Source organism: Paenibacillus lutrae, assembly GCF_009757775.1.
Lineage (GTDB): Bacteria > Bacillota > Bacilli > Paenibacillales > NBRC-103111 > Paenibacillus_F > Paenibacillus_F lutrae.
In genome coordinates this window covers 226,436-239,443 of record NZ_RHLK01000007.1, presented here as the reverse complement: position 1 = coordinate 239,443, position 13,008 = coordinate 226,436, and the positions used below count along the sequence as shown (strand labels likewise).

The 13,008-nt window shown below is 43.1% G+C and carries 12 protein-coding genes and 1 pseudogene; 10 read left to right on the top strand and 3 right to left on the bottom strand.

Going from position 1 to position 13,008, the window contains the following annotated elements:
* Positions 1-541 precede the first annotated feature (541 nt).
* The 4 genes from EDM21_RS14270 (at position 542) to EDM21_RS14255 (ending at position 3,830) form a co-directional block, all read left to right on the top strand.
* The gene (locus EDM21_RS14270) at positions 542-1,807 is read left to right on the top strand and encodes an MFS transporter (protein ID WP_157336381.1); all 1,266 of its coding nucleotides are present in this window, start codon (positions 542-544) and stop codon (positions 1,805-1,807) included.
* Between the two features lie 29 nt (positions 1,808-1,836).
* Positions 1,837-2,586, top strand: a complete 750-nt coding sequence (locus tag EDM21_RS14265) for an SDR family NAD(P)-dependent oxidoreductase (protein ID WP_157336380.1) — start codon at positions 1,837-1,839, stop codon at positions 2,584-2,586.
* An 11-nt stretch (positions 2,587-2,597) separates the two neighbouring features.
* Positions 2,598-3,332: an SDR family NAD(P)-dependent oxidoreductase gene (locus tag EDM21_RS14260; RefSeq protein WP_157336379.1), complete on the top strand. Its 735-nt coding sequence runs from the start codon at positions 2,598-2,600 to the stop codon at positions 3,330-3,332.
* 78 nt (positions 3,333-3,410) lie between these two features.
* Positions 3,411-3,830: a MarR family transcriptional regulator gene (locus EDM21_RS14255; protein WP_166542010.1), complete on the top strand. Its 420-nt coding sequence runs from the start codon at positions 3,411-3,413 to the stop codon at positions 3,828-3,830.
* A 279-nt stretch (positions 3,831-4,109) separates the two neighbouring features.
* Here the strand turns inward: EDM21_RS14255 and EDM21_RS14250 are convergent.
* Positions 4,110-4,418, bottom strand: a pseudogene (locus tag EDM21_RS14250) (DUF4386 domain-containing protein); the annotation flags it as partial.
* A gap of 415 nt (positions 4,419-4,833) precedes the next feature.
* Here EDM21_RS14250 and EDM21_RS14245 point away from each other — a divergent pair.
* The 6 genes from EDM21_RS14245 to EDM21_RS14220 all read left to right on the top strand — a co-directional run bounded on the left by EDM21_RS14245 (position 4,834) and on the right by EDM21_RS14220 (position 12,142).
* The gene (locus tag EDM21_RS14245) at positions 4,834-6,933 is read left to right on the top strand and encodes a glycosyltransferase (RefSeq protein ID WP_157336377.1); all 2,100 of its coding nucleotides are present in this window, start codon (positions 4,834-4,836) and stop codon (positions 6,931-6,933) included.
* A gap of 14 nt (positions 6,934-6,947) precedes the next feature.
* A complete protein-coding gene (locus EDM21_RS14240) occupies positions 6,948-7,646 on the top strand; it encodes a WbqC family protein (RefSeq protein ID WP_157336376.1) in 699 nt (232 codons plus the stop codon).
* Complete coding sequence (locus EDM21_RS25015) at positions 7,643-8,086, top strand: GNAT family N-acetyltransferase (RefSeq protein WP_157336375.1); 444 nt, start codon at positions 7,643-7,645, stop codon at positions 8,084-8,086. The genes EDM21_RS14240 and EDM21_RS25015 overlap by 4 nt, the downstream gene beginning before the upstream one ends.
* 11 nt (positions 8,087-8,097) lie before the next feature.
* A complete protein-coding gene (locus EDM21_RS24725; protein WP_201280796.1) occupies positions 8,098-9,096 on the top strand; it encodes a TylF/MycF/NovP-related O-methyltransferase in 999 nt (332 codons plus the stop codon).
* Between the two features lie 36 nt (positions 9,097-9,132).
* A complete protein-coding gene (locus EDM21_RS14225; RefSeq protein WP_157336374.1) occupies positions 9,133-10,230 on the top strand; it encodes a DegT/DnrJ/EryC1/StrS family aminotransferase in 1,098 nt (365 codons plus the stop codon).
* 436 nt (positions 10,231-10,666) lie between these two features.
* The gene (locus EDM21_RS14220; RefSeq protein WP_157336373.1) at positions 10,667-12,142 is read left to right on the top strand and encodes a protein adenylyltransferase SelO; all 1,476 of its coding nucleotides are present in this window, start codon (positions 10,667-10,669) and stop codon (positions 12,140-12,142) included.
* Between the two features lie 106 nt (positions 12,143-12,248).
* Here EDM21_RS14220 and EDM21_RS14215 read toward each other — a convergent pair whose 3' ends face one another.
* A complete protein-coding gene (locus EDM21_RS14215) occupies positions 12,249-12,545 on the bottom strand; it encodes a putative quinol monooxygenase (RefSeq protein WP_157336371.1) in 297 nt (98 codons plus the stop codon).
* Between the two features lie 27 nt (positions 12,546-12,572).
* Positions 12,573-13,001: a MarR family winged helix-turn-helix transcriptional regulator gene (locus EDM21_RS14210; protein ID WP_157336562.1), complete on the bottom strand. Its 429-nt coding sequence runs from the start codon at positions 12,999-13,001 to the stop codon at positions 12,573-12,575.
* Positions 13,002-13,008 lie beyond the last annotated feature (7 nt).

Sequence of the window (13,008 nt, the reverse complement as noted above, 5' to 3'; positions counted from 1 at the left end):
TACCAGGAATCGATCTCCATTCCCATCCATTGCAACATCACCGCCACGACGCGGGTCATGGACTTACCACATACAGGCACTCCATTAAAGGTGCCTTCATTTCGCCTCACAGATGTTACGATGATCCGTATTATAAAGGATGGAAAGGGGTAGACTTAAGTTAACCTTCCTTTAATGTTATGCATCCAAAGCTAGTGCTAATAAGTATGTGAAGAAGAGGGGAGAGTGTGCACCCCTCTTCTTTGGCGTTCCGCTTACGGTGCCGGAAACAAACGACAATAACTTGAATTGAGTGAATTTTAGCAATTCATGTTCTCCATTGCACTAAAATAAATTCTTTGATACTATTTAGACGTATAATATTTCGATATCTAAATATTATGTGAACATTTTTTTGCGTGTATCATTCAGTTTCTCAGGAAAGGAGCCTCGAATATTGGAGAGAATGATCAGCATGGGTAGTACTGGGCCATTCATTGGTACAGTGCGATAAGAGTTAAGATCTGCACCGGACATGAAAGAGTGAGGAGCGAAAAACGTTATGAACCAAAACAAAAGGAAAATTCACTATGCCTGGTGGATTTTGCTGGGGCTGTGTATTATGGTCGGCCTTGGAAAAGGCAGTTTGAACAACTCTGCGGGTCTTTTCCTAAAACAAGTGTCAACCGACCTGGGGGTCGGAATAGGAAGCTTATCCCTCTATTTTAGTGTCTCGGCCATCGTTACCATGGTCTTTTTGCCGATTGGCGGAAAACTCATGGCGAAGTATGATACCCGGTTGATTCTAATCGCCGCAATCATTCTGCAAGCCGGAGCATTTGCTTTGTTTGGTTTGATGAGTTCGGTATGGGGCTGGTACGTTCTTGCTATTCCACTGGCTGTGGGCGGAGTGTTTATTACCGTAATAGCGGGTCCTGTATTAGTCAATCAATGGTTCAAAAAGAGTAAAGGTCTGGCGCTTGGAATTATGGGAGCCGCAGGCGGCGCGATTGGTGCCATATCCCAGCCGGTTATCGGCAATCTGATCGCCAATCAAGGATGGAGAACCTCCTATATTATTGTTGGCGTTACGGTAATTATAATTGTCGTTCCCATCATCCTGTTGTTGATCAGGAAGTCACCTCAAGAAAAGAAAACGCTTCCCTACGGAGCGGGAGCTGCAGGCGACCAAGGTGGAACGGTAACGGAGGAAGGGGATAATAAAGGGGTAGCACTGGCTGTTGCCAGAAAATCCTCCGCTTTCTATGCGCTCATTACCTTCTTCTTCCTGATCACATCTGCGGCGAGCTTTTCGATGCACATCCCGACTTATCTGATGAACAAAGGATTCGATGTATCCTTCGCAGGTAATGTCATGGCGACCAATATGATCGGTGTGCTGATTGGCTCCTTGGTGATCGGATATGCCAGCGATAAATTCGGCACCAAGAATACAACGTTCCTGGTCATGATGCTCGGCGTGGTAGCGATGAGCCTGTTGTTGTTCTCGGCATCAAGCACGCTTCTCATCACGGTAGCTGTCGGACTGTTCGGCCTTGTTTCTGCCTCCATCGGAACATTAGGGCCGGCTCTTACATCGAGCTTGTTCGGCAATAAGGAATACAGCCAGATTTATTCGAATGCTTCCCTGGGATTGGCGATATCATCGGTCGTGGCTCTGCCCGCTTACGGGTTTGTGTTCGATATTACAGGAAGCTATACCCCTGTGCTGTATGCCATCATTGTCATGCTGATCATTAATATCGTTTGTGTAGGCATTGCCTTTAACGGGAAGAAGAAGCTGGAACAAGCGGGTTTGTGGAATTAATCAAATTCGAGGAAATGAGGCTGTCGCAAATGAGATTAAAAGGTAAAGTTGCGATTATAACCGGCAGCGCTTCGGGAATTGGCCGTGGTATTGCCCTTGCAATGGCTAAAGAGGGAGCGCATATCGCCATTGTCGATGTGAATGAGCAGAAAGGGAAAGAAACACTTGCCGAAGTCAATCAATACACAGAGGGCAGCCTGTTTATCAGAGATATCTCCGTCCAAGAAAATGTGTATGAAATTGTTGCGGAAGTTACTAAAACATTCGGCAAGCTGGACATTCTCGTTAATAATGCACATGCATCCAGACAGGCTTCTTTTGTGGATACGACGCAGGATCTGTTGGATTTATCTTTCGGAACAGGCTTCTATCCAACCTTTCATTTTATGCAGGCGGCTTACCCTGAACTGAAGAAATCGCGGGGTAAGGTAATCAACTTTGCATCGGGAGCCGGTCTGGAAGGACAAGTTACCCAAACGTCATACGCGGCAGCCAAGGAAGCGATACGTGCCATTTCCCGCGTTGCTGCGAATGAATGGGGTCCGGATGGCATTAATGTCAACCTGATCTCACCAATCGCATTAACACCGGGCGTGGAACAATGGCGGGACAGTGCTCCAGATTTATATGATGCCATGATAGGCCGAATTCCGCTTCGCCGTCTAGGTGATCCGGAACAGGATATCGGTCATGTCGCTTTATTTTTGGCAAGCGATGATTCAAATTATATAACTGGGCAAACCATAATGGTGGATGGCGGTTCAATCAAATTACGTTAGGAGAATGTAAAATGGGAAGATTAGATAATAAAGTAGCGATCATTACAGGCGGGGCTTCAGGTATCGGTGAAAAAATGGTGGATCTCTTCGCGCAGGAAGGCGCCATCGTTATTGCGGCGGATATTAATGAGGCAGCGCTTGAGAAAGCCAGTCAGAAACAGAATGTACACGGAATGAAGCTGAATGTTGCCTCTGATGAAGATTGGGCGGCGCTTGCACAGGAAGTTAACGAACGTTTCGGCAAAATCGATATTCTGGTCAATAACGCAGGAATATCTTCCGAGAAACCATTCAAGGAAATTAATGCAGAAGACTGGCAGAAAATGCTCACCATTAACGGCTTCGGTCCTTTCGCGGGCATTAAGCATGTCGCTCCCTATATGGCAGCTAACAAGCAAGGCTCCATTATTAACATTTCTTCGTACACTGCTTTAATCGGTCAAGGCTTTAATCACTACTCCGCTTCCAAAGGTGCGGTACGTGCATTATCCAAAGCGGCTGCAACAAACTTCGGTCGTCAAGGCGTTCGGGTAAATGCCCTGTTCCCGGGAATCATTGAAACACCAATGACCCAGACTTTAAGCACATCGAAGGAACTGCTGGGCCAACTGATCCAGGCTACTCCTCTGCAGCGTCTGGGCCAGCCCAACGACATTGCCCAAGCGGCGCTGTTCCTGGCATCGGATGACTCTTCGTATATTACAGGATCTGAGTTAGTGATTGACGGTGGATTCTCAGCTCAATAGCGTGTAAGATTATGACAGCCCTTAATTTAATTAGGGGCTGTCGTTTTATTTTTAAGGAGCAAGGAGGATTGAGATATTGTGGAAGAACAGACTGTTTTTGAACTCATACATAACATGGATAAGTTTACGAATAAATTGATCGTCCAGTGGAACAAAACTTTCAATGAGGACCTTGGCGTCTCTCATGTTCTTGTGCTTGGTCACCTCAAGCAGAACGGAAAAAGCCGGCCTTCGGACATTGCGAAAATATTAGGACTTACCCCGCCTACGCTCAGTTATTTATCCGAAAAACTTGTAAAGAAAAAATTGGCTGTCCGAATGTCGGATGAGACTGATCGTCGGATTATTTATTTGGGCATTACCGACCAAGGTGCCGAGGTCCTTAAAAGAGCAAGCCTGGAGGGGCAGAGGCTGCGCAGAAATTTATTTGAGAAATTGAACGAGCAGGAGAGAGCCGAGTTAGCCAACCTTTATAAAAAACTGAACAGTGAAGGATAGACCGGCAGATGATTTAGTAACAAAGGAACAGTTCTCCATAGACAAGGAGATGTTCCCGCCGCCTGTTATTTCGTGCTCGGCATTACCCCCGAGTCATTAAGCAGAATCAAGAAGCGTTTCAGTCCACCCAAGATCTAGATAGATACTATACCTCCGCAGATACTTTTCCTCCTCTTGCCAGCAACCATAACCCTAAGCCCAGTTCTCCTGCAACCATCGGGACAGTAAAAATAAATTCAAGCAGGGTCGTAATGGCCCCATTGTCTTGTGAAAGAAATGTGTATAAGTCAACCGGAGCCATGCACCGAGTAGTGAAAGATTGTGATTAACAGGCTTCAGGAAGATATAGAAAGCCCAGGCGACCACAATGTCACAGACCAGAATGATGATCCAACCCAGGATTTCAGCTTTGAAAAGTATTTGTGATGATGCAAGGTTATGAAAAGTGAGGCTGGCATCCCCCTTCACAACAAGGGTTTCATGGACAAAACCGTACGAAAAAAGTGCTGCAAGCGTCATGATGATCAGTGATAGGCCGGCAGTCAGAGCGGATATTCGATCCGTTAGCTCATTTCCTGAAGGAGCCATCATATAACCTCCTAGTATCCGATATTGATTTTATTGTAATGGGTGGATTAGGAAGGTTCATTGACTTAAATCAAGAGTAGCTGACTTGGTAAGAATACAGCGGTATTACCGGCCGGCCCGAAGCAGAACCGAGTCCGTAAGCTCAAGCTCGTTATTAGCCAGCACCTCCAAGCCCTGTCAGCCTGTTTAATCCGATGCCGCAGACCGTGAGTGGATGACAGGACGCGGTCAACATGAGGTTTACGCTTGTAAACGTAAAGTGTCAAAGATAAGTTTATTTGTTCGGCATAATGAAATGATATAAGCAATGGAATTAAAGAAGTTCTGAGTAAAAGCCGATAAATTTAACATAACAAGTTTCCGGGTCTCTGTGTAAACACGTAAACTGGCGGAACTTTGACTAGGAGATATCATATTGAACAATAATGTATTAGTACAAATTGAAAAGTATATTGAAAATAATGCTATAGAGGATGCTCTAAACCTTATTTTATCTAATGAAAAGGATTATGAGCATAATGCGGACTTTTGGAATTTAAAAGGTGTCCTTTGTTATAAGGCGGCTGAGATGGCTGTGGCCGTATCTTGTTTCACTAGAGCCGTTGAGTTAGATCCTAATCACGAAGAAGCTCAAGAAAACCTTACTTATTCCAGAACGTTGCTGTCAGATGGCGCCGACAAGGATTTGTATGCTCTGAATGACGAAGAATTCATTATTAGAATCGTTGATGTATTGGATAACGTGATTATAGAAGTGGAAACTTCCATTAAAGCTCTAAAAACGGATAATTCAAGTGCCAGTATGACTATACTCAAGAATGTTCAAGATATAATGAAGGCTTATGGTCAAGAAATGACAAGAATAAAGACCGTAGTGCCTTCACGTTTTATGCCAAATGTTTTTGATAATGTTTTACTTTGCCTAGAAGATTGCTTGGCGGATTTTAGCCCTAATGGCGGTGAGAACTTACCAACACTGGTTGAGTTTACTTTGTACTCTTTGTTAAAGGAATTACGGGAAGAAATCTATTTCTTCGGATATATCTTTCCTGACACCGGCAAAATGGATAGCTACTACAAAAAAGCATTCGCGGAAGCAAATGCCAATCAATATGCGCAACAGTCTTTACAGACCGGCAAATTCAAATATCCGGTTTCTATATTGGTGCCTGCATACAACAAACTGGAATACAGCAAGCAGTGCATTGAATCTATCCTAAAATACACCAAGGAAATAGAATTTGAACTTATTTTAGTTAATGACGGTTCTAGTGATGGAACCAAAGAGTACTTTAAAAGTGTCCCGCATGATAATAAAAAAGTTATTAATTTATACAAGAATACTGGCCCGACACTTGCCTACCTGATCGGATTGCGTGCGGCTGAAGGCCGTGTCCTTGCTACCGTTTCAAATGATGTGATTGTCACAGAGAATTGGCTGGAAAATCTTCTTACTTGTTTAGATTCAGATTCAAGTATCGGGATAGTTGTACCGACAACTAGTAACATTTCTAATGGTCAGGATATTTCTGTATCCTATCAAACAATAGAAGAGATGCAGCAATTTTCCCGCAACTATAATGTTTCTGACCCAAGTAAATGGTTTGAACGAGAAAGGCTCTGTCCATTTTTAAATGTAATCCCAATGGAAGTATTCGGAAAGGGTCTTTGTCCGGACCGCTTATATCAATATGCCGAGTTTTCTGATGATGACTTTTCATTACAACTTCGTTTACAAGGGTATAAACTTATACTTGCGAAAGATACATTCTGTCATCATTTTGGGAGCATATCCTTGGGCAAGGCACAGCGAGAAAATGATTCACTTCAAATAAGCAGGGCGTTATTCAAGCAAAAGAACAAAGTAGATGCATGGCATGACTCTCAAGATTTCGGTGCTAATTTACTTAAAAATCTTGAACTGAAGACAAGCGAACCGATTCATGTTTTATGTATGGACCCGGGTCTGGGAATGATACCTTATCAGATAGCAAATCAATATAAGGAAAGTAGAGGGACCTCTGTTACGGTTCATCACTTCTCTACGCTAACTAATTTTCCGGATATATCTAATAAAATTCTCGATAATTACACTTTAGCCCAAACAACAGCTGAACTGGCATGTGTGTATGAAGGAATGACATTTGATCATATTTTGCTATGCAGGCCGCTTGATGAATATGACGATAGTGATTTGCTGCTGCGTATAAAAAAACTTTTATCAAACGGAGGAGAAATCCGGTTCTTGATAAAGAATCCATGCAGCGGGCAAATGATCATTGATCTACTTTCACTCAATACGCAATCGTTTAAGAAAATTCTATCCAGCCATGCCATCACAAATTTACTTGTAGATGCAGGATACAAGGATATAAAAAGAGTTGGTATAACCGCAAATAGTGAAAATCTCGTTCAAACAGTTAAGAAATTAGCAGCTTCTCTAGATATTCAACTAGATCGCAATCATGAGGTATTATATGGATCCGATGCATTGTTGTTCATTGCTAAAGGTTAATAAACGGAGGAATTATGAAGGTAGCCATTATGCAACCCTATTTTTTGCCGTATATCGGATACTTTCAGTTGATCCATGCGGTGGATGTCTTTGTTGTCTACGATAATATACAATATACCAAAAAAGGTTGGATCAACCGGAATCGATTTCTTCAGAACGGAAAAGATTCTTATTTTAGTGTCGCCGTTCAAAAGGATTCGGATTATCTTAACGTTAATGATCGTAGGATTGCGTTAGATTTTAATAGAAGCAAGTCTCTTAATAAGGTCAGAGAGGCTTATAAAAAGGCTCCAAATTTCGTAGAGGGATTTAAAATATTTGAGAATGTAGTCCTATATGAGGATACCAATTTATTTAACTACATCTATCACTCTTTAGACACAGTTGTTAAAAAGCTTAATATAGAAACTAAAATTATTGTTTCGTCTTCGATTAATATGGATCATTCTTTGAAGGCACAGGATAAAGTTCTAGCGATTTGCAAAGAATTAGGCGCCCATACCTATATTAATGCCATCGGTGGAAAAGATCTTTATTCAAAAGAAGAATTTGCTGCAAATGGAGTGCAGTTGTGCTTTGTGAGGTCAAAGCCAATTCAATATAAGCAATTCGATCAAGCGTTTGTGCCTTGGCTCTCCATAATAGATGTTATGATGTTTAATGATAGGAATACCATTATCGAGATGCTGAAGCAATATGAGGTGATTAGGTGAATCATGACCTAGTTAGAATTACCGCTGTAGCTGAAATTACAGAGATCCTAAAGTATTTCAATGATTATTTTCCGCGTTCTATTGAAAGTCGGGTCGGGAACTTAGTTTTATACGCAGAGAAACTTGCGGCACATGCGTATATTTATGTAACCAAAGCGACCGGTTTAATTTCCGGAGTGGTTATATTCTATGCGAATGATTTATTGAGCAAAATAGCCTATCTTACTGTTATAGCCGTATCTGTGGAATATCGGCACCAAGGAGTAGGCAGCTTGTTATTGCAGCAATGCTGCGCACTCTCTAGAAGCTGCGGTATGACCCAAATGAAACTAGAGGTTGATAAATCAAATACTAAGGCGATAGCTCATTATGAACACCATGGCTTTTTTACCGTTCATAATGGGGTTGCAGAATCACAGACTATGATAAAGGAACTTTAAGGGGCAGGATTATGTATAAACTATTAATATTTGGTCACGGCGGTCTGTGGAGTGTCATCAAAGAGAACATTGATTTTAAGAAAGCAAAAATAGTTGCGTTTATTAATAGCGACCTTAATCAAGCCGTCCGTTCCTTCGAAGGTAGTCCGATTATAACACCGGATAAAATTAAATTGATAGAATATGACTTTATTATTCTAGCAAGTGGACAATATGATAACTTGAAGGCACAAATTGAAAGTTTAGAAGTGCCTGACAATAAAATAATTGCCTTTAAACTGAATGAATCTAAACTTTTCGCTTCTTTGCAGAGTGAAGTGAATGAGAATTTGAAGCGAGAAGGGAATCATTCTCTATTTGAATTGTTTTCTAAACGTGAAGTCGATGACTTTCATTTATGCAACATGAATCTGCTAGGAAGGAATCGAAGAATCTCATTCCATGATAAGAGTGTGGACTATATAAGATTGTCCTCTCTTGAACTTATTGCGGAGGAAATATACGCCAATCAAGTTTCGGGCAATGTAGCGGAACTTGGAGTATATAAAGGGGAATTTTCTAAACATATTAATGCTGCTTTTCCCGATAGAAAATTGTATCTGTTCGATACTTTTGCAGGGTTTGATACCAGGGACGTAAGTATTGATCTTGCCAATCAGTTTTCTATTCAAACCAACCAATTTGCCGACACAGAGGTCGAGTCAGTCTTAAATAAAATGCCGTACTCAGAGAACGTGATCCTAAGGAAAGGCTATTTTCCTCAAACGTCTATTGGTATAGAAGATAAGTTTGCTTTCGTCAGTATTGACACGGATTTATATAAGCCGATCTATGATGGATTAACGTTTTTTTATCCGAGGCTGACGAAACGTGGGTATATATTCATACATGACTATAACAATTTCATTTTCAAAGGGGCTAGAGAGGCCGTAAGACAGTTCTGCTCTGAACAAAATATACCCTATGTTCCGATTAGTGATAACCAGGGGACCGTTATTATTTCTAAATAAAAGCAGGAATTTAATTATTCTTTATTGAGGTGAATTATGCAAATCCATGTGACACAGTCCTCACTACCGCCCTTTGAAGAATATATAGACGAGATCCGATCTATATGGGGAACAAAATGGCTTACCAATATGGGTGAGAAACATTTTCAGTTGGAGCAAGAACTGGAGGCTTATTTGGAAGTTCCTTTTATTTCTCTTTTTACGAATGGCCATTTGGCGCTTGAAACGGCTATAGAGGCGCTTGAGTTAACGGGAGAAGTTATTACAACTCCTTTTACATTTGCTTCAACGACCCACGCGATTACCAGAAATGGATTGACTCCGGTATTTTGTGATATTAGACCAGACGATTATACGTTGGATGTCGATAAGATCGAATCTCTAATAACGGAAAAAACATCGGCTATTATTGCTGTCCATGTATATGGAAACGTATGTAATATTCAAGAGATTAATAGAATTGCTAATAAGCATAACTTAAAAGTTATTTATGATGCCGCTCATGCTTTTGGTGTTACAGTAAATGGGCAGGGCATTGGGAATTTCGGGGATATTTCCATGTTCAGTTTTCATGCTACAAAGGTTTTTAACTCTATTGAAGGTGGAGCATTAACCTTTTCGGATGAAGCATACAAAAATAAATTTTATCAAATAAAAAACTTTGGGATTGTTTCTCCTGAAGCTGTAGTCTATGCCGGTGGCAATGGCAAAATGAATGAATTCTCAGCAGCTATGGGAATTTGTAATATACGTTATATTGATCAGAATATTAAAAGTCGTAAGGCAGTTGTCGAGCGTTACAAAGAACGGCTACAAGGAGTTAAGGGCCTGAGATTACTGCAAGAACAAGATGGTGTCTCTTCAAACTATGCCTATTTCCCCGTGATCTTCGATGAAAACATTCTCAAGAGAACCCGGGATGAGGTTAGTATGGCGCTTGCCCAACAAAATATAATGGCGCGAAAATATTTTTATCCGCTAACCAATGATTATGAATGCTACAGCGGAAGATTTGACTCAAATACAACACCTGTAGCCCGATATATTGCGGAAAGAGTCCTTACTTTACCCTTGTATGCAGAACTTGCTCCACAAGATATTGATCGGATCTGCGATATCGTATTGGGACAATAGGAGAGATTCTCCAGTCGGATCCAAGCGCTAGTGCTTTTAGTGCATGATGACAGGAATGGTCTCACGATTTTGTCTAAAAACCTTTTCTCTTCGAGAAGAGGTTTTTTTAGTATCCAAACGAGAGTACAAACCTGCACAAATGGACAGAGCTTATTAATGTATGTAAGTTAATAGGCTCTTTACACTGTTTAGTGCATGGGGGGATACGAGTCCGGTCCTTACAAGTCTGTAGGATACATAGCGTAGGTTTGTTGCGTTTACCTGCAGCTGCGTGTGATTTGTGCCTGGAAAGGGTATTATACCCTATAGAAAGGCAAAATTTTTGCTTAGAAAAGCTGCAGGCACGAAGTGGGGAAGCAGATACCTACAAACGTGATATAGCCTAGGAGTTTATAGGTGATATAAATGTAAAATACCCAGGACAGGAGGGAACAAAATGACAGACAAACATGCAGAAACAGTGACAGGTTGGAACTTTGATAATAGTTACGCCCGTTTGCCGGAAACTTTTTTTACCCGGCTTAACCCGACCCCTGTAGCTTCGCCGCAAATGGCTATTCTTAATGAGGGACTGGCAGAATCTCTGGGGCTGAATAACCAGGTGCTGGGGAGTGAAGAAGGGGTAGAAGTGCTGGCAGGCAACCGGGTCCCGGAGGGTGCTTTGCCGCTTGCCCAAGCTTACGCGGGGCATCAATTCGGTTATTTTAACATGCTGGGGGACGGCCGAGCTATCCTGCTGGGCGAACAGATCACCCCTCGCGGCGAGCGGGTTGATATTCAGCTCAAGGGTCCGGGCAGAACTCCCTATTCCCGCCGCGGCGACGGTCGTGCGGGGCTGGGGCCTATGCTGCGGGAATACATCATTAGTGAAGCCATGCACGGGTTACGTATTCCTACCACGCGCAGCTTGGCGGTGGTGACGACCGGGCAGGCGGTCATTCGCGAAGAAGAGCAGCCCGGCGCGGTACTGACCCGTGTGGCTGCCAGTCATCTGCGGGTCGGTACTTTCCAGTATGCGGCCAGATGGGGCAGCCTGGACGATCTCCGGGCTTTAGCCGACTACACCTTGCAAAGACATTTTCCGGAAATTGGTGCTGAAGAGAACCGCTATCTTGCTTTATTACAAGGAGTAATCCAACGTCAGGCCGCGCTGATTGCCAAATGGCAGCTCGTTGGCTTTATCCATGGCGTCATGAATACGGATAATATGACTCTGAGCGGAGAAACCATTGATTACGGCCCGTGCGCTTTTATGGATGCCTATGATCCGGCCACAGTGTTCAGCTCCATTGACAGCAGCGGGCGCTACGCTTACGGCAATCAGCCGAATATTGCCGCATGGAATCTCGCAAGACTCGCTGAAAGTCTGCTGCCCCTGCTGCATCCTGATGAAGAGCAAGCAATCAAACAGGCCGAAGGTGCGATAGCAGGTTATTTTGAGCTGTACAACCGCAACTGGCTTGCGGGAATGAGAGCAAAACTGGGGATTTTTGGCGAGGAGCAAGAGGATCAAACCCTTATAGAAGAATTGCTTGGTATGATGCAAAAGTATGGTGCCGATTACACGAACACGTTCCGGGCTTTGACTTTTGATAAGCTGGAGGATGAGAACTTGTTTGGCACGCCGGAATTTGCCCGGTGGCAAGAGTTGTGGCAGGCGAGACTGGGCAGGCAGCAGGAAGCCCCGGCCTCTTCGCGGCAGTTGATGCGAAGCAGCAACCCGGCGGTGATCCCCCGTAACCACCGGGTAGAAGAAGCGCTGGAAGCCGCGGTAAGCCGCGAAGATTATAGCGTGATGAACCGGCTTTTGAATGTGCTTTCGAGTCCCTATGCGCACTCTCCCGAACAGGGGGATTACGCCGCACTGCCTCCGGAATCGCTTCGCCCTTATCAAACCTATTGCGGAACCTGATCAAGAAGCCCAGTTGCCGGACAGCAACAAGGGATGAACAGCAGTTTCAATGTACAGTCAAAAAGGCATCCGCCATCGGCGGTGCCTTTTTGACTTACAGCTACATTTAATGATTTACAGCCTCGCCGCTGAATACTTTAAGATCCATAGGTGCAGCCATGAAAGCGGGAGCTTTCTGAACAAAAGCTGTAAAATGAGCACTTGTGTTATGTGAAGCCGTCGCCTCGACATCTTTCCACAGCTCGACCATCGTATAGTGATGTTCTTTCTCCGTATCTTTCATGAGATCATAGCTGATATTGCCTTCTTCTGCTCTTGTCAGAGGAAGCAGATTTTTCATTTCCTCGAGAAATGCCTGTTCTTGTTCGGGTTTCACTTGAAGGTGGGCATGAATTATAATCATGGGTGATCATTCCTTTATCATGTATTTTTAAAATTCACTAATATTGTTCTGCATCCTGCTGAGCATAGTCGTCAGCAGATCAAGCTCCTCTTTGCTGAAATCCGTTAACATTTTATTGACGAAGCTCGTTTTTTCTTCCTTGTAGCCCAGCAGCCGGTTGCGGCCTTCCTCGGTTAAACGGACCAGGGTAACACGGTTATCCGAAGCGATTTTGCTTCTTGTCACCATCCCATCGGATTCAAGCTGTTTTAAATGACGGGTAATGGCTGCGCTATCGATGTTTACGGCTTTCTGCAAGGTGGTCTGATTCACTTCATCGGCTTGATAAAGATGGTAAAGCAGTTCATAACGTGATGAACTAATGCCTGTGCAGCGTTCGAATTTAGGATTGATTTGGTTACTAAGTCCCTTAAGCAGATGTAAGATCTTTTCTTGATCCGAAAATAAACATGTCATCATGGCC